Source organism: Sphingobacterium spiritivorum, from assembly GCF_016724845.1.
GTDB classification, from domain to species: Bacteria; Bacteroidota; Bacteroidia; order Sphingobacteriales; family Sphingobacteriaceae; genus Sphingobacterium; species Sphingobacterium spiritivorum_A.
In genome coordinates, this window is record NZ_CP068082.1 from 4,844,828 (window position 1) to 4,865,533 (window position 20,706).

The 20,706-nt window shown below is 39.3% G+C and carries 16 protein-coding genes; 7 read left to right on the forward strand and 9 right to left on the reverse strand.

All coding sequences use genetic code 11. The annotated features are described in order from the left end of the window. The first annotated feature begins 1 nt into the window (after position 1). The 4 genes from pabB to I6J03_RS20760 all read left to right on the forward strand — a co-directional run bounded on the left by pabB (position 2) and on the right by I6J03_RS20760 (position 4,203). Positions 2-1,288: an aminodeoxychorismate synthase component I gene (gene pabB, locus I6J03_RS20745; protein WP_003005759.1), complete on the forward strand. Its 1,287-nt coding sequence runs from the start codon at positions 2-4 to the stop codon at positions 1,286-1,288. Positions 1,289-1,358: 70 nt separating this feature from the next. Beyond that, complete coding sequence (locus tag I6J03_RS20750; protein ID WP_003005762.1) at positions 1,359-2,018, forward strand: TatD family hydrolase; 660 nt, start codon at positions 1,359-1,361, stop codon at positions 2,016-2,018. Between the two features lie 3 nt (positions 2,019-2,021). Beyond that, the gene (locus tag I6J03_RS20755; protein ID WP_003005764.1) at positions 2,022-2,744 is read left to right on the forward strand and encodes a tRNA threonylcarbamoyladenosine dehydratase; all 723 of its coding nucleotides are present in this window, start codon (positions 2,022-2,024) and stop codon (positions 2,742-2,744) included. 61 nt (positions 2,745-2,805) lie between these two features. Further along, entirely contained in the window at positions 2,806-4,203 is a 1,398-nt protein-coding gene (locus I6J03_RS20760) for an exonuclease domain-containing protein (RefSeq protein WP_232279670.1), read from the forward strand. A gap of 475 nt (positions 4,204-4,678) precedes the next feature. Here the strand turns inward: I6J03_RS20760 and I6J03_RS20765 are convergent, their stop codons facing one another. From I6J03_RS20765 to I6J03_RS20790, 6 genes are all read right to left on the reverse strand, one after another. Beyond that, complete coding sequence (locus I6J03_RS20765) at positions 4,679-5,962, reverse strand: M16 family metallopeptidase (RefSeq protein ID WP_003005768.1); 1,284 nt, start codon at positions 5,960-5,962, stop codon at positions 4,679-4,681. After that, positions 5,955-7,208, reverse strand: coding sequence for a M16 family metallopeptidase (locus tag I6J03_RS20770; protein ID WP_003005770.1), 1,254 nt, complete (start codon positions 7,206-7,208; stop codon positions 5,955-5,957). The genes I6J03_RS20765 and I6J03_RS20770 overlap by 8 nt, the downstream gene beginning before the upstream one ends. A 19-nt stretch (positions 7,209-7,227) precedes the next feature. Further along, a complete protein-coding gene (hemF, locus tag I6J03_RS20775; protein ID WP_003005772.1) occupies positions 7,228-8,124 on the reverse strand; it encodes an oxygen-dependent coproporphyrinogen oxidase in 897 nt (298 codons plus the stop codon). An 8-nt stretch (positions 8,125-8,132) separates the two neighbouring features. Continuing rightward, a complete protein-coding gene (locus I6J03_RS20780; RefSeq protein ID WP_003005774.1) occupies positions 8,133-9,134 on the reverse strand; it encodes an NAD(P)H-dependent glycerol-3-phosphate dehydrogenase in 1,002 nt (333 codons plus the stop codon). Positions 9,135-9,433: 299 nt separating this feature from the next. Next, positions 9,434-9,973 carry an SRPBCC family protein gene (locus I6J03_RS20785; protein WP_003005777.1) on the reverse strand — a complete coding sequence of 180 codons (540 nt, stop codon included), beginning with the start codon at positions 9,971-9,973 and terminating at the stop codon, positions 9,434-9,436. 109 nt (positions 9,974-10,082) lie between these two features. Continuing rightward, positions 10,083-10,412 (reverse strand): Rieske (2Fe-2S) protein, encoded by a 330-nt coding sequence (locus I6J03_RS20790; protein ID WP_003005779.1) that lies wholly within the window; start codon positions 10,410-10,412, stop codon positions 10,083-10,085. 67 nt (positions 10,413-10,479) lie between these two features. Here I6J03_RS20790 and ychF point away from each other — a divergent pair, with 67 nt between their 5' ends. After that, positions 10,480-11,580 carry a redox-regulated ATPase YchF gene (ychF, locus tag I6J03_RS20795; protein WP_115171572.1) on the forward strand — a complete coding sequence of 367 codons (1,101 nt, stop codon included), beginning with the start codon at positions 10,480-10,482 and terminating at the stop codon, positions 11,578-11,580. A 63-nt stretch (positions 11,581-11,643) separates the two neighbouring features. Here the strand turns inward: ychF and I6J03_RS20800 are convergent, their stop codons facing one another. Beyond that, the gene (locus tag I6J03_RS20800; RefSeq protein WP_003005783.1) at positions 11,644-13,308 is read right to left on the reverse strand and encodes a PNGase F N-terminal domain-containing protein; all 1,665 of its coding nucleotides are present in this window, start codon (positions 13,306-13,308) and stop codon (positions 11,644-11,646) included. A gap of 1,678 nt (positions 13,309-14,986) precedes the next feature. Here I6J03_RS20800 and I6J03_RS20805 point away from each other — a divergent pair. After that, positions 14,987-15,577 (forward strand): riboflavin synthase, encoded by a 591-nt coding sequence (locus I6J03_RS20805; RefSeq protein WP_003005787.1) that lies wholly within the window; start codon positions 14,987-14,989, stop codon positions 15,575-15,577. 3 nt (positions 15,578-15,580) lie between these two features. Here I6J03_RS20805 and I6J03_RS20810 read toward each other — a convergent pair whose 3' ends face one another. Together I6J03_RS20810 and I6J03_RS20815 are read right to left on the reverse strand one after the other, a co-directional pair. Then, a complete protein-coding gene (locus tag I6J03_RS20810) occupies positions 15,581-17,371 on the reverse strand; it encodes a chloride channel protein (protein ID WP_115171568.1) in 1,791 nt (596 codons plus the stop codon). A 12-nt stretch (positions 17,372-17,383) separates the two neighbouring features. Then, positions 17,384-18,325, reverse strand: coding sequence for a hydrogen peroxide-inducible genes activator (locus tag I6J03_RS20815; RefSeq protein ID WP_003005793.1), 942 nt, complete (start codon positions 18,323-18,325; stop codon positions 17,384-17,386). Between the two features lie 156 nt (positions 18,326-18,481). On the opposite strand from I6J03_RS20815, the gene I6J03_RS20820 reads away from it, so the two are divergent. Next, entirely contained in the window at positions 18,482-20,647 is a 2,166-nt protein-coding gene (locus tag I6J03_RS20820; protein WP_201693956.1) for a S46 family peptidase, read from the forward strand. Positions 20,648-20,706 lie beyond the last annotated feature (59 nt).

Sequence of the window (20,706 nt, forward strand, 5' to 3'; positions counted from 1 at the left end):
AATGCGAATCGAAGATATACATTCGAGCGATTCCTCTGGCAAATTTCATCAAAAAGCATTGCAATGGGCGATGCAATTTGATGAAATTTGCTTCTTTAACTCCAATCAGTCAGCTGACGAATGGTCTTCCTTTGACTGTTGTCTGGCTGTTAAAGCTGTATCTCAATTTGTTGCAGACGGTACAGACACTTTTTTTAAAGCACAACATTTTATTGATCAGCATTCCGGAAAATTCATTCCCGGATTTCTTTCGTATGACCTGAAGAATGAAATTGAAGATCTGACTACAGATAAAGCTGATTATCTACAGTTTCCCCCTGCTTACTTCTTTGTACCCGCTGTTGTCATCACCATAAAAAAGGGAAGCGTATATATCGAGGCTGAGGATCCGGAGCAGATTCTCAAAGAAATAGTGTCCCAGCAATATTTGCCTGAGACATTTAAATTTACAAATACGATCAAAGCGAGATGGACAAAAGATGAATATCTGCAGGCGTTCGGACGTATTCAGTCTCATATTCAGCAAGGTGACCTTTACGAGGCAAATCTTTGTCAGGAATTTTATGCTGAAGATGCTGTCCTGGACCCTTTTTTTGTTTACCAGCAATTGTCAGAGGCCTCTCCTACTCCGTTTTCTGCTTTTTTCAGAATGGGTGATCACTATATTTTATCTGCATCACCGGAACGTTTTATGGCTAAACGGGGAGATTTGCTTATTTCACAACCTATAAAAGGTACTGCGCCACGAGGTGCAACAGCAGCAGAGGACGAACGCATTGTGCGTCAGCTGCAGGACTCTAAAAAGGAAATTGCAGAAAATGTAATGATTGTCGATCTGGTACGAAATGATCTGACACGAAGTGCTGTAAAAGGTTCGGTAAAAGCTGACCGCTTATTTGAAATACAGAGTTTCAGACAGGTTCATCAGATGGTATCTACAATTACTTGTCAAAAATCAGCCGATGTAACGGATCTGGAGGCTGTAAAAAATACTTTTCCGGCAGGATCCATGACCGGAGCTCCGAAAATCGCTGCAATGAAACATTGTGAAGAAATCGAAAATACCCGCAGAGGATTATATTCAGGAGCAATCGGATACTTCTCACAAAACGGAGACTTTGATTTCAATGTCGTTATACGTACGCTGTTATATAATGCCTCCTCCCACTACATCTCTTTCCACACCGGCGGTGCGATTACTAACCAGGCGGATGGTGAACAGGAATATGAGGAATGTTTACTGAAGGCCAAAAGTTTGTTAGATGCCCTCCATACATCTATAGCTTAAATTATCTATACAAGAATAGTAGATAAAATTTCATAGCTCATTTATTTTTCTGAAATTTGCAGCGCATAATATGTCAGCTGTCTATATTGATATCCACACCCATAAGAGTGAAACCGTTACTTCCGGATCTGCTATCTGTCAGATACGCAGTATCGCGCTGAATAATGGCGAAACTGTAAATAGTGTGTGCGCTACAGCAGGGCTTCACCCCTGGTATCTGAATGATGGAGGAAGTGAAGGTGAACTGGCGCAACTTCGTACATTGCTTGATAATGGCAAACTTTTGGGAATAGGTGAATGTGGTATAGATAAGGTTATAGAAACGGATGTAAATATTCAGAAGGATGTATTTGCCGCTCAGGTGCAGTTGGCCACACAATATGATAAACCTTTGATCATACATTGTGTACGTGCTTTTGAAGAAGTAATGCAAACCTTATCTTCCCAATTGTTTCAGGGAAAGGTTATTTTTCATGGCTATCAAAAGAATGAAATTATGGCTAAGCAACTGATTTCCAAAGGATATTATCTTTCATTTGGCAAAGCGGTCTTGAACGGAAGCATGGATAAGGTGCTGACTGAAACACCTGTAGACCGGATTTTTTTGGAAACAGATAACTCGCCTGTGGGCATTGATGAAATCTACGCTTATGTAGCGGGGGTAAAACAAATTGAATTAACAAAGTTTAAAGCATATATAATGCAGAATTATCATTCTGTTTTTGAGTAATTTATGAAAGATTTGTCTTGGCTTTCACGTACGGAAGCGTTAGTAGGGCGTGAAGCATTGGAAAAACTGGCCAATTCGCATGTAATGATGCTGGGATTGGGTGGCGTAGGTTCATATGCGGCGGAGTTTATCTGTCGTGCAGGAGTAGGTAAAATGACTATCATTGATGGCGATACGGTAGATCCTACCAATCGCAACCGTCAGCTGCCTGCCCTGTCTACCAATCACGGAGAGTCTAAGGCTGAGATTATGAAAGAAAGATTAATGGCCATTAATCCGGAGCTGGATCTGACAGTGATTCAGGACTTTATTATTCCCGAAAAAATACCTGCGCTACTGGATTTAAAACCGGATTATTGTGTAGAAGCCATTGACAGCATCACACCTAAGCTGTTTTTTATTCGTCTGGCTCTGGATGCGAAAGTTCCCTTTGTCAGTTCTATGGGTGCTGGCGGTAAGGTAGATCCCACGAAGATAAAAATTGCAGATATCAGTCAATCGTACAATTGTAAACTTGCACAGCATATCCGTAAAAAACTGCGTAAGCATGGTATCCGAGATGGTGTCAAAGTTGCCTTTTCAACTGAATTGCCGGATAAGAATTCCTTACTCTATACCGATGGCAGTAATTTTAAAAAATCTGCTTACGGCACCATGTCTTATTTACCGGCAGCATTTGGCGGAGCGATTGCATCAGTCGCTATTCGTGATCTGATGACAGTTTAAATTTAAACTTCTGTTGCAAAACTAATATTTTTAGCATTATATTTGTGTAATGGCTAAAACTATGAGTGTATCAGAAGGTCGTATTTATGCTATTGTCGATATTGAGACAACAGGAGGATATGCAGCAAATAGCGGTATCACGGAGATCGCTATTTATCTGCATGATGGTCATCAGGTAATTGATTCGTATCAGACGCTCATCAATCCGCATAAGGAGATTCCTTATCATATTCAGATGCTTACAGGTATTACGCCTGAAATGCTGACGGATGCTCCCTCATTTGAAGATGTGGCTGCTGATATCTATTCCTTTTTAGAGAACAAGGTTTTTGTTGCTCATAATGTAAATTTTGATTATTCCTTTATATATGCCCACCTTAAGGCTTGTGGTTATCAATGGAAATCTCCCAAACTTTGTACTGTACGGCTGGCCAGAAACATTTTTAAGGGATTTTCTTCTTACAGTTTAGGTAATCTTTGCCAGCGTCTGGATATTCCGATTTCCGACAGACACCGTGCTGCCGGCGATGCAAAAGCGACTGTCATTCTCTTTGAACGTATTCTCTCACAGGATACAGACGGGCTCATCGATAGTTTTCTGCAAACCCATGCCAAAGAACAGCTTCTGCCCACACATATCGATAAAATGGTGTTTGAACGCCTGCCTGCAAAACCCGGAATCTATATATTCAAAAATAATAAAGGCAAAATTATTTATGTAGGCAAAGCCATTAACATAAGAAAAAGAGTACTCAGTCATTTTACAGGAAATAACACTTCCAACAGGAGGCAATTATTTTTGAAGGAAATCTTTGATATTGATTTTGAAGAATCCGGAACGGAATTAATGGCCTTACTCATGGAATGCCAGCTGATCAAAAAACATTGGCCTGCATACAATCGGGCTTTGAAACAATATGAACCAAAATTAGGTCTGATGATCTACGAAGATATTAATGGCTATATGCGACTGGCTGTTACGAAAGTTACAAAGGGAATTTCATGCATTCGTTATTTTGAACGTCCGTACGATGCCAATCAGATGCTACTTAAGCTTATTCAGGATTTTGATCTCAATCCCCTGCTTTGCGCTTTCTATTCTGACAAGACTGCCTCCGCCCACGGAAGGCAGGTGGAATCCAGATATATGGAAACAGAAGATGTCGTGCAGTATAATGATAAAGTAACATTAGCTTTAGATTCACTGGCCATGGAAAAGAAAAGTTATGTTTTGATTGATCAGGGCAGACATGCTGAAGAAAAGAGTTATATATATGTAAAGGAAAATAACCTCTATGCCCTCGGTTTTCTGGATCAATACCACGAAAGTCAGCAGATCGAAGATATCATTAGTAAAGAAGATCGCTGCGTTAGTAATTATTATATGATGCAGTTAGTGGAACAGTTTGCAGAAAAAAATCCGCATAAACTTTTGTTGTCTGATCTTCATATAAGTTAAGGAGAATGGATTATTGGATTCTTTAGGGGCACAAGCAACATGCTTGCGCCAGAGAAAGCTTTTATTTTACATATCTAGCGCAGGCATTAACGTAGCGGTGCTTATACCTTTTAATAGTATTGCCGGTGAGGACACCGGCAAACGCATTTCGTTCGATCGTTGGTATTATGACCAAGAATTTAGCATAAGTTCGCCTTTATCTTTAGTATCCGCTGTCCCGATATATCGGGACAGCTCTTTATGATGGAGAGAGAAGAATATTCCGGTTAAATCTCTATTATCTCTTCAGTATGAGTATGGTGCTTGAATCTTTTTCAATAATGTCAAACTCTCTCTATGCGTCAGTTGGTGTCCTGACCAACTGTAACACATACGGTATTGCAAGCTTTTTCTGGCAGGCATTAGCGTAGCGGTGCCTGGGCTTTAATTTTAGAGGAACAAGCGATCGCTTGCGCCAGACTAAAGATTCAGGTCTTTACCCTTTTAACTGTCCGACAACTACTTTTATAAGATCTTCTTTTCTGAAATATTGTTTTGCTATTTCAAGTACACGTTCGGTTGTCATGGTCTTCACTACTTCCGCGTAACGATCATAATAGTCCAGCGTCATTCCTGAGAAATACACACTTTTGAACTTATCTGCATGTGAAAATATACTTTCCAGACTGCCCAGCATAGAGCCCAGCATATAATTTTTAACTACGGCTAACTCTTCTTCTTCCGCCTGCTCCGTACACAAGATATCCAGCTCTTTATCAATCTCTGCTAAAGTCTGGCTGGTGACATCCACTCCTACTTCAGAAGCAATCGTAAAGAACCCGGAAAATTTGAGACTGGCCACTGCTGAACCAATGCTATAGGTATAGCCCTTTTCTTCACGGATATTACGCATCAGTCGCGAACCGAAAAATCCGCCCAATAATGTATTCACAACTTGCACAGCCGGGAAGTCAGGATGTGTGCGGTTAATCATCGGATATCCCAGACGAATTGCGGATTGTAATGCATCTTTTTTATTTTCTACAATAAGCTGACCGTTACTGGTCTCTAATACGGGCTTTTGCTGAGCAACTATTACCGTATCGGAATGCCATTCCTCTCCAAAAAGTTGGCTAACCCGCTCTATAAGAGATTCACTAACATTACCTGCAATAAACAGTGTACAGTTTTGAGGTAAAATCTGCTGATCATAAAGATGAAGCAGATCCGTTCTTGAAATGGCATCATAAGCCTGAGCTGTAGGTACATTTCCATATCGGTTATCTCCGAATACAGCAGTATAAAACAATCTCCTTGCTACAAAATCATTCTTCTGAAGAGAGATGCTTAATGTTTGTTTGTTATTCTGTATGTACGTATCCAGCTCATGTTGTGGAATCGTCGCTGCAGTCAGGATTTCTTTAATAAGGGGCAGCAGCTTATCCACATGCTTATTCAGGACATACAAGGTCAGACTGGTCTGATCGTAACTATACTCCGGAATCAGATATGCACCATAGAAATCCACCTGTTCTGCTATCTGCGCACTTGACAACCGAGTAGTACCTTCCTTAAGCATTGCACTCAGTGTAGTATTCAGTAAAGGATTTTCAGACTTGTCATAAATATTGTTGAAGATCCATTCCAGGCGTACTAATTCCTGATCCGGATTATGAAACAGAAATGTTTTAAGTCCATTATCAAATGTCAGAGATTCAGGATGTACAAGATCAATACCGGCAATAGTATTGAATGAGGGAGCAAAAGATCTGTTAAGCATGAATAAGTTCCGGTTTAGCGTGATAAATAAGTGTAGAGGAGTTTTCTTCTCTGAAGATCTGATTAGCTTGCGCTCGAACTTCAGCAGCCGTTACGGTCAAATATTTCCCAATTTCGACATTGTAAAGATTTCCATCACCAAGTAATTCGTAATAAGCCAGATTCATGGCTTTATCCAGAATAGAAAGTTCAGCAAATACTAAAGTCGATTCGATCTTGTTTTTCACTTTTTCCAATTCTTCGGCACTTACTTCCGTATTTTTCAGGAAGGTAAGTTGCTCCCAGATTGCAGCTTCAGCTTCGGCAGTGGAAATACCCTCGCTGGGTTTACCCTCGATAACAAACAGATTGTCATCGATACTTCCGGTAACATAGGCATTGATTTCACTGAATATTTTCTTCTCTTTAACCAGTTTTCGAAATAGTCTTGAAGAAGATCCACGGGATAATATATCTGATATCAGATCCATAGCCTGATATTCTGATGATAATCTGTTGGGACCGTGAAAGACCATGTGTACGGCATCCACCGGAACATCGGCTTCTACTTCCAGTCTGCGTGCTGCAGTCTGCACAGGTTCGGATGGCAGATTCCGGTTATACTTTTGTCCGGAAGGAATATCCCCAAACCATTTATCGGTCAGTTGCTTTACCTGCTCGAAGGTTACATCTCCCGACACGACCATAATTGCATTAAGCGGATTATAATGTTTTGTAAAAAACGCCTTCACATCTTCTATCCTTGCTTCTTCAATATGTGAAATCTCTTTACCAATAGTCGCCCATTTATAAGGATGTACCTGGTATGCAAGCGGTCTCAGTTTGAGCCAGGCATCACCATAGGGTTGGTTGAGGTAACGCTGTTTAAACTCCTCAACAACAACCTGTTTTTGTACATCAAGACTTTGTTCTGAAAATGCAAGACTCAGCATGCGGTCAGACTCGAGCCAAAATGCAGTCTCAATATTTACTGCCGGCAGAGTGATGTAATAATTTGTAATGTCATTGGATGTAAAGGCATTATTTTCACCACCTACTCTTTGCAAAGGCGTATCGTAGTTGGGAATATTGACTGATCCGCCAAACATCAGGTGCTCAAAGAGATGAGCAAATCCTGTCTGCTCCGGAGATTCATCCCGTGCACCGACATCGTATAGAATATTGACACAGGCCATTGCTGTGTTATGGTCTTCGTGTACCAATACACGGAGTCCGTTATCAAGTACAAATTTTTGAAATTTGATCATAAATTTTTAATAATGAATATTAAACCCAGTCGATACCCTTTTTAAGTAAGGAAAGTGTTTCTTCTTCTTTTGATCCAGGCTGCGCTTTAAAATCATAAGCCCAGTTTGCCTGTGCAGGTAAACTCATCAGAATAGATTCGATGCGACCATTGGTCTCTAATCCGAATTTTGTACCGGCGTCATATACCAGATTAAATTCAACATATCGACCTCTTCTAAGCATCTGCCAGTTCTTTTGTTCTTCTGAATAGCTTTCATGACGATGTCTGTTCGTTAATTCAGCATACACACCCGCAAAAGTACGTCCCAGATCGCAGGAAAAATCAAAGATCTGTTCATATGACATATTGGTTTTTTCAGGAGTAAGGCGGTCATAGAATACACCACCTATTCCCCGGGTTTCCTCCCTGTGACGGATAAAAAAGTAATTATCTGCCCAGGTTTTAAATTCAGAATAAAAATCAGGATTGTGTTTGTCACATACAGCTTTCAATGTCTGATGAAAATGTTGTGCATCTTCCTTATAGACATAATGAGGTGTAAGATCTATACCTCCGCCAAACCATCTGGTTTGTTCGTTCATTTCGAAGTATCTGATATTCATATGAATAATAGGTACTAACGGATGATTAGGGTGAAGTACAATGGAAACTCCTGTTGCAAAAAACTGATCATCCTCGACTCCAAAAGCCTTTTTTACAGGCTCCGGAAGCGTACCGTGAACTGCAGAAAAATTTACACCGCCTTTTTCTATCAAATTGCCTCCCTGTATAATACGGGTACGGCCACCGCCTCCTCCGTCACGTTGCCACAATTCCTCCTGAAATTTAGCGCCACCATCCAACACTTCCAAAGCATCGGTAATTTCCTGCTGAATAGACTTATATGTTTCGGCTATCTGTTCTTTCGTTATCATGTAAAAAATTAGGTTAAGGAATCTGCAAGGACTTTGATTGTTGGTAATGCCGGTTTTTGCTGATACAGGATTTTGTATACGGCATCACATATAGGCATCTGAAGGTTGAATTTTTGAATAATCCGCTGTATACAGGCTGAAGCATAGTAACCTTCGGCTACCATATTCATCTCTAATTGAGCAGATTGTACACTATAACCTTTACCTATCATATTGCCAAATGTCCGGTTACGGCTGAATTGGGAATAAGCAGTTACCAGAAGGTCTCCCAAATAGGCTGAATGATTGATATCTCTTGGCTGAGGATCAATAACATCCACACAGGTTTCCATTTCACGGATTGCATTCGAAACAAGGACAGCCTGAAAATTGTCTCCAAATCCCAGGCCATGACATATACCACCAGCTAAAGCATATATATTCTTAAGCACAGCACCATATTCTACTCCAAAAATATCAGCGGAGATAATAGTCTTGATATATCTGTTCCTTAAAAATTTAGCCATTTCTTCAGCATGATCCAAATTTTTAGAGGCCAGAGTAAGATATGACAGCTTTTCCAGCGAAACCTCTTCAGCATGGCAAGGTCCTCCTACGACAACAATATTCTCTAGCGGAACATGATAATATTCCATCAGATATTCCCCTACAACCAGATTGGCATCCGGGACGATACCCTTAATGGCAGATACTATAATTTTATTTTCAAAATCCTCTGGTTTAACATCTTTTAATGCAGCTTTAAGATAAGCTGCCGGTGTATTTAAGATCACAATATCCGAACGTCGGATAAGCTCTGCAGCATTGGTAGAAATTTGTTCCGCTGACAATTTAACTTCTACAGCACTCAGATAAGTTGGATTATGCTTGTATTCCAATATATATTCCAGATCTTCTTGCTTACGAATCCACCATAAAATGGTTTTATCCAACAGATTATCTGTCAGCATCTTAATCATAGCTGTAGCCCAACTCCCACTGCCGATAACACCTATTTGTTTGTTTTGCATACTATTTCGTTAATTTCTTTCAAATTTAACGCTACAAATATACTCAATTAAAAACGGAAACAGTCTATTTGATGCTTTGCTGTGCCGGGTGTATAGACGTCGTGTACAATGTTATTTTAACCATAGCGTCCAAGTATTTCATATCCAGCGAATAAGAGATATGAGGGATTATAAAGATTTTCACATAGCAGTTATGATGATTGTATATGCGAAAAAGAAACAATGATATGGAATGGCAATTAATAAATTACCATTCCGGATAAATACTGTAACTGTTGCCTGCAAACAGCTTACTGATATTATTTTTCCAGTTGTTCTTTTAGTCTTTGCAGTCCTGTTTCGAGATCTCCGCCCAACATTTTGTCAAAATCCATACACAACAACGTCAGGTTCATAGGATAATCCATATGGCCGTCAAATCCCCAGATCACCTTTGTAGATGTTGGTGAATTGCTTTCTGTGATCATATATGCCTGATCTTTGGATGCAAATGGCTTAATAAAACGAATCTCCATATCGATACGTTCTCCTTCTGTAATTTTCTTAATTTCCTGCTCCCCCTTTCCTACATCCTTTTGCTCACTATCCCATGCAGAAATAAATCCTGGCATTCCGTCGGTTCCGGTATATGTTTTTTTCATATTCGGATCCATGGTTGCCCATTTACTGTAATAATTCTGATTTTTGAGGTATTTAATATATTCAAACACAGCTTCACGAGGTTTGTTTATAACAATTTCGCGTTTTACGGCATAATCTTTCTTTAGAAACAAAGCTGCGATCAACAAGATGACAACTAAAGCCAGAATAGCCAGCAGGATTTTCTTTAAAATTTTCATACAGTTTTATAATTTGAGTTAGTGAGTTAAATATAAAACAATATATCTAATGTAGCAACGACATAAGAAAAACTCGCAAAAGATTCAATATCAAACAAATACAAATTCGTTAAAATAGTTTTTGCCACCATTTTTTATCAATTCCTACAAACCATTTACCCTGATCGTGTTTCAGCGGATATAAATTTACAAAATTACCTTGCCCCGGATCCCCTCTTCCCGTTTTAAGAGAAAAAGCATGTCTGTGATACGGACAGATTACACGTCCCTCTTCGCACCATCCGGTAGACAATGGTGCTCCCGCATGCGGACATTTCTCCGAAAAAGCCACCCATGCACCATCCTGCTGTGTAAGACAAAAATTTAATCCCGGAACTTTAACTAAACGGATTTCTTCCGGATTGTTGAGGAATTGTGAAGGAATCTCTATCCATTGCATACTTAAATATACGATTAGTTGATTTGATTTTTCTATCTTTGTACAATTTTAAAAAACAGCACAATTCATGGCTTTACAATGCGGTATAGTTGGCCTACCTAACGTGGGCAAATCAACGTTATTTAATTGCTTGTCAAATGCGAAGGCACAGGCAGCAAATTTTCCATTTTGTACAATAGAACCGAATGTCGGAGTAATTACTGTTCCGGACGAACGTTTAAATAAACTCGCTGATCTTGTCAAACCTCAGCGTCTGGTTCCTAATACCATTGAGATCGTAGATATAGCAGGACTGGTAAAAGGGGCTTCCAAAGGCGAAGGTCTTGGAAATCAATTCCTAGGCAATATCCGTACAACAAATGCAATTATTCATGTATTACGTTGTTTTGATGACGGCAATGTTATCCACGTGGACGGATCTGTAGATCCAATCCGTGACAAAGAGATCATTGATACAGAATTGCAGTTGAAAGATCTGGATACCGTGGTTAAACGTATTCAAAAAGTAGAGAAAATGGCCAAAACAGGCGGAGATAAAGATGCCAAACGTACATTTGATATTCTCTCTGTTGTAAAGGAGCATTTAGAATCCGGCAAATCTGCACGTACATCACCGATAGAGAAAGAAGATTTTGAGTTTATTCAGGATCTGGCTTTATTAACTGCAAAACCAGTACTGTATGTATGTAATGTAGACGAAGCATCTGTAAATACCGGAAATGCTTATGTTGATAAAGTAAAAGAAGCTGTAAAAGACGAAAATGCGGAAGTATTAATTATCTCTGCACAAATCGAGTCTGAAATTGCACAATTAGAAAGTTTTGAAGAGCGCCAGATGTTTCTGGATGATCTTGGATTAACAGAATCGGGTGTTCACAAATTAATCCGTGCTGCATACTCCCTATTGGATCTGGCGACATATTTCACTGCCGGTGTACAGGAAGTACGCGCATGGACTATTGAGAAAGGCTATACTGCACCTCAGGCAGCTGGTGTGATCCATACTGATTTTGAAAAAGGCTTTATTCGTGCAGAAGTGATCAAGTATGCGGACTTTATTCAATATGGTTCGGAAGCAGCGGTCAAGGAGGCGGGTAAACTTAGTGTGGAAGGAAAAACATATATTGTTGAGGACGGAGACATTATGCACTTCAGATTTAACGTATAAGTATACAGCATAATTAAACAAAAAAGCCTTCCCGTATCATACACGGGAAGGCTTTTTTGTTGTTTAGTAATAGAGTAAAGCTCCGGATACATTCCAATAGGATAAACTTGTTCCTTCAGGTTCTCCCTGCGGGATATGAACGCGTATAGTATGCTCTCCGGCTTTAAGATCACCAAGGTCAATGTATATCGGATTTGTAACCGTACCCGGACACCAGTTAGATCGGCTTAAATCTGAAGATGACAATCCGTTTTCAAAATTGCCGGATGCAGGATTAGATAATCTGTAAGAACCACATTCTGTCCTCCATGGTGTAAATTTGAAAGCCTGCTGACCATCTAAGAATATGGTATTTGCTTTTGGGACAAATTCATCACCTTCTCCCCAGCCACCATGACCTGTGGTAATATATCTTAACTGTGCATTTTTGACATCCTGATCTAATGTAAATCTGACCTCCACTCCTTTCTCCTGATTAAACATAGTCGGATATTCCTGACCGCCCATTTCCATTACATTTGTGGTATTGAACAGAGAAAGTACCTTCGCTCCTTCCGAAAACTGAGGTTTGCCGGGATGAATAGTCAGACGTACAGTCACTTCATGCCCTTCTTTATCGTAATTACCGATATATGTTCCGATATACACTTCCTTACCTGCGAAACGTGGCAGAAGCTCTGAAATTTCCTGACGATAGCTCACGCTGTCCTGCCAGGTTTTACCTTTTATTTTAATGTAATTGAACTGGCTGACGCCGAATGGCGTAAAAAATCGCATCAGTTCCAGCACCGGTTCAAAATTAGCCGTTTGCGTCATTCCCTGATACTTCTTACCATTGCCATTCTCATACACAGGCAAAGTATTCATTCCGTTTTGCATTCCGTCCAGAAAACTGATATCACGATCCGCCGGAATCAGGAATACCGAACCTGTGCGGTCATACGCATCTCCCTTAGCTTGCTGAATAACTTCTACAAAGGCCTGACCTTCATTCTTTTTGAGTTCAGGTATTTTTACTTTTTTGACAATGACTGTTCCGTTTGCAAATCTCAGTATGCTATCCGAACGGGTTGCATCATTAAAACGGATACGTTGTTTATAGAATACAGGGATATCGACAAATCTGCTTTTCCATAGCAAATCGCGGTAGGTCAGTTCATCCACATATGGACTTGACTCCGGTAATTTAACAGCTGCCGGTATGCTTTTTATTTTCTCGATCTTTGTTGCTGTAACAGCTGAATTACCATTCCTGACCATTTCCAGTACCAAACCTAAGTTTTGCCCTAATTCAACCGGCGAAGCTTTAATCCCGGTTTCTTCTGTAAACCATAAATCTATGGTATTGGAATTAACAGAAGTAGTCGCTTTCTTAACGGTATAACCTAATATCTTTTTTGTTTCTCCTGTTATCACCAGCTTTTGCTTTTCCAACAAAGCAGAGTCCACTGTCGCAATTTCACGCCCACCTTCAAAAGTTGATATCTTATAATAAGCTCTGTTTTTACGATTTACAAAATAGCGCTCATATGGAAAACGAGCCTTGCCGTCAAGAATCTGCTGACTGGTAACCGCTGTCTGCTCTTTATTGGCGTATACTAAAATCGGGCTTTGCTTTTCATGGATTTTACCATTACTGCTCCTGAGGTAAGAAATCTGAAGTCCTGATTCCTGCGCCAGTAAGGTTGTTGAAATAAGAAAAAAGAATAAAAATGAATAAAGTTTCATATGTAAATAATTTGATTTTCAATGGTCATATGGAATATCCAAACTATATTCATTCGTATTTGTGCAGTCTCTACTACATGGATATTTCATATGTAAATAATTTGCTTTTTAAAAAGGTTACACTACTTTGTTCGATCCAACAGGCTGTAACAAGTACATGAGATGATTAGATTCATTGATCTCTCTGGAGACTTTGCTAAATGGATATTGCATATTGGTATATTTGAATTCCAAAAATAGGATTTTATATAGGTGTATCAAATCTTAAGGGACGATAAAATACAAAAAGAAAAAGCCTGGAAGAATCGGGCGATTTTCCAGGCTCTAAAATACCTCTTTACGAGGCAATCAACCTAAACCTAAGACGAAGTTAGAGGTAATATAATTAACTTGCAAATTTATTTTATCTTTTTGGGAAATTATCTGATGATTGTCGATCTACAACCGGTTGTTTTATCGAATAACAATAAAATTTTTAAAAAAATAAAGGTTTTCAAACGGGGAGAATGAAAACCTTTAATAACCAATTATAAACCTAAATTATGATAGCACAAAGATAGTGTACATACTACACTATTCAAAATATTTTTTTTATTTTTTTTTAGAATTAGTTTTATCCTCCTATGCTGCAGGTGCGGACACCTGCAGACGCTCTATCTGATGACACTTTACCGATGTACTATGTTAAACCTCTATTGCGTCAGTTGCCGTCCTCACCAAATGTTTTAACGATAGAACACAGGAGTCTTTTCTACCTTATGTTTCAGGTTTGGACACTTGCAGACGCTCTATCTGATGACATTTTACAGATGTGCTAAGTTAAACCTCTATTGCTTCAGTTGGCGTCACCGCCAACTGTTTTCACGATAGAACACAGGATTCTTTTCTACCTTATACTACAGGTGGGGACACCTGCAGACGCTCTATCTGATGACATTTTACAGATGTGCTAAGTTAAACCTCTATTGCGTCAGTTGCCGTCCTCACCAAATGTTTTAACGATAGAACACAGGAGTCTTTTCTACCTTATGTTTCAGGTTTGGACACCTGCAGACGCTCTATCTGATGACATTTTACAGATGTGCTAAGTTACACCTCTATTGCTTCAGTTGGCGTCACCGCCAACTGTTTTCACGATAGAACACAGGATTCTTTTCTACCTTATACTACAGGTGGGGACACCTGTATACGCTGTATCTGATGACACTTTACCGATGTGCTATGCTAAACACATCTATTGCGTCAGTTGGCGTCCCCGCCAACTGGTTTAACGACAGAACACAGGAATATTTTGACAATACACTATAAGTGCAGACCTGCAGACGCTGTATTTGAGAAGATAATGAATTTACACCAGACTAGAATGTATTTTTTTAAGTGATTTGTTAAATAGGATTAAGGCCTATATTCTCCTGCAGAATTTGAAAACAGGGTAAAAAAGAAAAGGTTTCCAAACGGGGAGAGTGGAAACCTTTATAACCAATTATAAACCTAAATTATGATGACACAAAGATAGTGTATTATTAACACTATGCAAATTTATTTTCATTTTTTTATTCAATCATTACCGGACACATACTTTTCGTTAGTATTTCCTACCCAGATTGTCTATAATTCGGCATGCAGATGACAGTAAGAAGCATGCGAATAGGTATATTTGTACAAATTAAATTATATTATGTTTACAGGTATTATAGAAACACTAGGCCGGGTCAAAGATGTTGTCAGTGAAGACAGCAACCTGCATTTATATGTAGAATCTGCTATTTCCAATGAACTGAAAATTGACCAGAGTATCGCTCATAATGGTGTCTGTCTGACAGTAGTAGGTCTGGAAGGAAATATACACAAGGTCACAGCTATTGATGAGACATTGAAGAAAAGTAATCTGGGTAAACTAAAAGCCGGAGACATTGTCAATCTGGAGCGATGCACCCTGATCGGAGGTCGTCTGGACGGACATATTGTTCAGGGACATGTAGATCAGACCGCTGTATGTACAGCAAAAGAAGATCAGAACGGCAGTACTATATTCACCTTTACATATAATCCCAATACACAGAATATGACTGTAGAAAAAGGATCTGTTACTGTCAACGGAATCAGTCTTACTGTAGTGGGATCAAAAGATCACGAGTTTTCAGTAGCTATTATCCCTTACACACTGGAACATACCAATCTGGGACAGATTAATGTCGGTGATGAGGTCAATCTGGAATTTGATATTGTCGGTAAATATGTCGCTAAGATAATGAGTCTTAGAAATTAGACTTTATTCCAGATAATGCCCCTGACGCATAAGTAAGGCTCTGTACTTATTGAAAACACTGGATTTCGAAACAAATCCGAGATAGTGATCCTCTTTGTCTACCACAGGGAGGATCCATACATCTTCCTTATTCATTTTTGACATCACGATTTCCATATTTTCATCACCTTTGATAATATCATTTGGTTTCTGAACAAGGGTACCGAAGTCTTTATCGATTCCTTCCTCTTCTCCCAGGAGAATAGAAAGTAAATGCTCAATATATAAGATCCCCAGGAATTTACCTTTCTCATCCACTATCGGAAAGATATTCCTTTTGGAATGTATAATATCATGTTTACGTTCATTGGGTGTCTCTCCAGGTCTTAATATCACGAAGTTAGTTTCCAATACATACCGGAGCTTCATCATACTCAGGACAGATCTGTCTTTGTCCTCATAAGAAACCAGATCACCTGAGTCTGCTAATACTTTTGTATAGATAGAGTGTTTAAGTACGGCCCTGTTGATAAGATAAGCTATGGAAGCGACCAACATAAGCGGCACCATCAATGTATACCCTCCTGTGATCTCTGCGATCAGAAAAATACTTGTCAGCGGTGCATGCATAATACCGGCTAATGCTGCTGCCATTCCTGCCATTACGAAATTAGGGATGTTCAATGTCACAAGACCGGTCAGATTCATTCCGTATGCAAAGGCAAAACCCAGTAGCCCGCCCATGACCAGACTAGGTCCGAATACTCCCCCGTTCCCGCCTCCGTTCAGGGTGAAAAGAGAAGCAAATGATTTACCAAACAATGTCAGAACGGTATATGCAACCACTACCCAGCCTATATCCTTGTAACTCGAAAAAAGACTGTTTTTGACAATAGAGTCAAACCGTCCGTCCAGTAACTGCTGAATAGTAAGGTATCCTTCTCCATACAATGCCGGGAAAATAAAGATCATCAATCCCAGTGAAATACCACTGAACCACACTTTGTTGTAGGGATTCTTAATCTTGCTGAACCAACTTTTTATAATAGCACTTATTTTAGCAAAATATACGGTGTAAAGTCCTACCAGAACAGACATGAGTACATAAAAGAACAAGGCTTTAAACTCCCAGTCTGAAGTAGCTGTATGAAACAAAGGCTCACTGTATAACAATCTGGAAATGACAGACGCTAGAGCCGATGATATCAATAAAGGAATAAATGCGGGAATAGAAAACTCCGGCAATAAGATTTCAATGGCAAAGATCATTCCTGCAACCGGACTGTTAAACGCTCCTGAAATCCCTGCTGCTGCACCACAAGCCAGCAACATGGTAATTTCTCGGTACTGCAGCCCAAAAAAACGACCTACATTAGATCCTATCGCTGATCCGCTATAGGCAATAGGTGCTTCCAGACCGGATGATCCTCCAAAACCAACTGTAACAGCACTGGTAATGATTTGCGAATACACATTATGGGGTTCTATACGGCTGGATTTGCGGGAGATGGAATAGATAATAGGCGTAATCCCATGTTCAAAGTTTTTTCCTTTCAGAAATTTCCGGATATACAATACACTGAGCAGAATACCAATCAGCGGAAAGACGAGATAAAAAGAATATTTATAATGCCATTCTACATCATCCTGTAAAGCAGACGCAATAAAATGAGTCATCCCTTTTAATACAGAGGCGGCAATTCCTCCTATAATACCAACTACAAAAGCCAGAATAATCAGAAAATTTCGGTTCGAAATCTTCTTCATACGCCATTTATTCAGTATTTCAAGCCTTTGTCTAAAATTTATCTTCATTATTTTCAGGGATTAGAGACCAAACTCCATGATATCTTTTTTCTTTTTATTCTTAAATCTGTCCGGTACCGCTTTCAAAATTTCTTTTTCAAGCGCCTGTATTGCCTGACGCTTTACATAGTTTTGAGTGGTCACGATGCTGATCTCACGTACCGGTTCAGGAGCTTTGAAATACCTTACGCGCAATAACTGTTCCTCATCGTAATCCAGAATACTCATTTCAGGAAGTATAGTCATTCCCGAATTGATATCTACCATTCTTTTTAAGGTCTCTACGCTTCCGGTGTTGTACTCAAAAGTACCCTCTGTATCCTGATTATGCTTGAAATGACAGATATTAAGCACCTGCCCTCTCATGCAATGTCCTTCATTCAGCAACCAGAGTTTTTCATGTGCAATATCTTCCGGACTAATCATTTTCTTTTCAAAAAGGTTGCTTTTTTCGGACACATAGCCTACAAATGTTTCATAAAAAAGCGGTATTTCCTGAATACTGTTATCATGAAGTGGTGTGGAAAGAATACCGCAATCCAGAATTCCTACTTTCAGTTCATGAATAATTCGTTCTGTTGTATATTCCCAGATCTGCAACTGCAGTTTTGGAAATTGCTGCATAAAAGATGATAAAACACGTGGTAATAAGTAAGGAGCTACTGTCGGAATAATACCTACTTTCAATGTCCCTTCTAATTCCCCTCTGCTATGCTGTACGATCTCTGTTATTTTTTTGCTTTCTGTAAGCACAATCCGTGCCTGATGTATGATCTTCTCTCCTATTTCTGTCGGAACAACGGGTTGACGGCTCCGGTCGAAGATTTTGGCGCCCAATGATTCTTCCAGCTTTTGGATCTGCATACTCAGGGTTGGCTGTGTGACAAAACACTTTTCTGCGGCAGCAACGAAACTACGGTAAGTATCTACAGCTATAATGTATTCCAATTGGACGAGCGTCATAATATCAATTTTGATGAGACAAAAGTAGGAAGTTTTTAAGCAAAAGCTCAATATATACGTGTCTTTCTGCAATTCCTCTTCATTCCCTGTAAAGATTTGTTATTTTTGAATTTATTTTCAATCACTATATCCATACGCAGATAAAACAACGAACATATGAACATTTTTAACAAAAAAGGATTGGCCCTGGCTCTCCTTTTTGCCACGAGTGCGATTCAATTTTCAGCTAAAGTCCCCGATGAAGGGATGTTTCCTCTCAGTGAGTTAAGCAAAGCAGGCTTAAAAGCTGCCGGACTAAAGATCAGTGAAAAGGACATTTATAATCCTGGGCAGGTAGGTCTTGTCGATGCGCTGGTGCAAATCAGCGGTTGTACCGGATCATTCGTGTCCGGTAAAGGATTGATTGTTACCAATCATCATTGTGCTTTCAGTGCTGTACAACTGGCGAGTAGTCCTGAACACGATTATCTTAAAAATGGTTTTGTAGCAAATTCACATGAACAAGAGATCCAGGCTAAAGGCTTGACTATCCGTATTACAGATTCATATGAGGATGTTTCCAATCAGATACTGGGTGCTGTTTCCAATATTACGGATCCTAGCCAAAGGATTGCTATTATCAAACAAAAACGGGAAGAACTCGCTGCCAAAGCTCAGAAAGAAGATCCTACAATCAAAGCAGAAGTTTCTGAAATGTTTATCGGAAAGACTTATGTGCTTTTCCGTTATAAAACCATTGAGGATGTCAGACTGGTCTATATACCAAGAAGAGATATCGGTGAATTCGGAGGTGAAACAGACAACTGGGTATGGCCTCGTCATACCGGAGATTTTTCTTTTGTACGTGCTTATGTTGCTCCGGACGGATCTTCAGCCAAATATTCAAAAAATAATGTACCCTATGAGCCTAAGAAATTCTTAAAAGTAAATCCTAAAGGTGTAGAGGAAAATGATTTTGTCTTTATTCTGGGATATCCGGGTCGTACATTCAGACATCGTCCGGCACAATACATTGCCTACCAGCAGCAGTTTTTGTTACCGTATACATCTGAACTTTATGATTTTCAGAATAAACAGATGGAACTGGCAGGTAAGGATGATAAAGCGACGGAACTGGCTTTGGCAACCCGTATCAAACGAAATGCAAATGTACTGAAGAATTACAGAGGTAAACTAAAGGGGCTTCGCAACATTGATCTGATCTCTTCAAAAAAACAGGAAGATGAAGCACTTGCGACATTTATCAACAGCAAATCTGAACTGAAAACCAAATACGGAACACTGATGTCAGATATTGCTGACTTCTATGCACGTACATTTGAAGATGCAAAAAAAGAACTTTGGTTTAATAATATCTATTCAAGCACCAAACTTCTGCAGGTTGCCCGTGATATTAATGATTTCAAAGCTGAAATGTCAAAATACAAAAATGCGGCGGATCAGCAGAAGTTTTTTGAACTGAATATTGCTAAAGTAAAACAGACTATAGCCGGATATTACGAAAGCTATAATATGCAGGTGGATGAAACGATTGCGGCACGTATGTTTACTGATGCTTATCAACTGAATGGTTCAAATACCATCCAGACTATTCAGAATCTAAAATTCTCTAATCAGGAACAGGCAGGTAAATATGCGATCCAACTCATCAAAGAGTCAAAGTTGAATAAGGAAGCGACGTTTAATAAAGATATATTGGCAAATGCGAAAAGCTTATTGGCGTATAATGACAATCTGCTGAGCTTTCAAAAAACTCTGGACCAGGAATTGACTACTTTCGGAAAAGAACAGCAACGCCGTGACGGACAACTGAATAAGTTAATGGGTGATTATGTAGCTGTAAAAGAGATCTATCAGTCCAAAAATTTTATTCCGGATGCAAATTCTACGCTTAGACTTACATTTGGAAATATCAAGGGATACGCTCCAGTGGATGCTACTTATATGAAGCCTTTTACAACCGTTAAGGGTATATTGGAAAAAGGTAATTCTGATAATCCTGAGTTTGTGTATCCTGAAGCGATTCGTACAGCCTGGTTATCTAAGAATTTCGGTGCTTACGAAAAGAAAGACCTTAAAGACGTACCTGTAAATATCCTTTACAATATGGATACTACAGGAGGTAACTCCGGTTCTCCTATTATGAATGCTTACGGCGAACTTATTGGTGTTAATTTTGATCGTTCATATGATGCGACTATCAATGATTTTGCATGGAACGAGAGTTACAGCCGTTCTATAGGAGTAGATATACGTTATGTATTGTGGATTGCTGATAAAATCGACAATGCGCAGTTCATCATTAAGGAAATGGGAATTTAATTTTCTGTATTCACGACTTGCAAAGGCTCTTAACAATATTGGTTAAGAGCCTTTGTTAT

Bases quoted from the DNA above. Each gene is read 5' to 3' on its own strand.
- pabB (WP_003005759.1), top strand. From the start codon at position 2: ATGCGAATCGAAGATATACATTCGAGCGATTCCTCTGGCAAATTTCAT.
- I6J03_RS20750 (WP_003005762.1), top strand. From the start codon at position 1,359: ATGTCAGCTGTCTATATTGATATCCACACCCATAAGAGTGAAACCGTT.
- ychF (WP_115171572.1), top strand. From the start codon at position 10,480: ATGGCTTTACAATGCGGTATAGTTGGCCTACCTAACGTGGGCAAATCA.
- I6J03_RS20805 (WP_003005787.1), top strand. From the start codon at position 14,987: ATGTTTACAGGTATTATAGAAACACTAGGCCGGGTCAAAGATGTTGTC.
- I6J03_RS20785 (WP_003005777.1), bottom strand. From the start codon at position 9,973: ATGAAAATTTTAAAGAAAATCCTGCTGGCTATTCTGGCTTTAGTTGTC.
- I6J03_RS20790 (WP_003005779.1), bottom strand. From the start codon at position 10,412: ATGCAATGGATAGAGATTCCTTCACAATTCCTCAACAATCCGGAAGAA.
- I6J03_RS20815 (WP_003005793.1), bottom strand. From the start codon at position 18,325: ATGACGCTCGTCCAATTGGAATACATTATAGCTGTAGATACTTACCGT.
- I6J03_RS20810 (WP_115171568.1), bottom strand. From the start codon at position 17,371: ATGAAGATAAATTTTAGACAAAGGCTTGAAATACTGAATAAATGGCGT.
- I6J03_RS20770 (WP_003005770.1), bottom strand. From the start codon at position 7,208: ATGATCAAATTTCAAAAATTTGTACTTGATAACGGACTCCGTGTATTG.
- I6J03_RS20755 (WP_003005764.1), top strand. From the start codon at position 2,022: ATGAAAGATTTGTCTTGGCTTTCACGTACGGAAGCGTTAGTAGGGCGT.
- I6J03_RS20820 (WP_201693956.1), top strand. From the start codon at position 18,482: ATGAACATTTTTAACAAAAAAGGATTGGCCCTGGCTCTCCTTTTTGCC.
- I6J03_RS20780 (WP_003005774.1), bottom strand. From the start codon at position 9,134: ATGCAAAACAAACAAATAGGTGTTATCGGCAGTGGGAGTTGGGCTACA.
- I6J03_RS20760 (WP_232279670.1), top strand. From the start codon at position 2,806: ATGAGTGTATCAGAAGGTCGTATTTATGCTATTGTCGATATTGAGACA.
- I6J03_RS20765 (WP_003005768.1), bottom strand. From the start codon at position 5,962: ATGCTTAACAGATCTTTTGCTCCCTCATTCAATACTATTGCCGGTATT.
- hemF (WP_003005772.1), bottom strand. From the start codon at position 8,124: ATGATAACGAAAGAACAGATAGCCGAAACATATAAGTCTATTCAGCAG.
- I6J03_RS20800 (WP_003005783.1), bottom strand. From the start codon at position 13,308: ATGAAACTTTATTCATTTTTATTCTTTTTTCTTATTTCAACAACCTTA.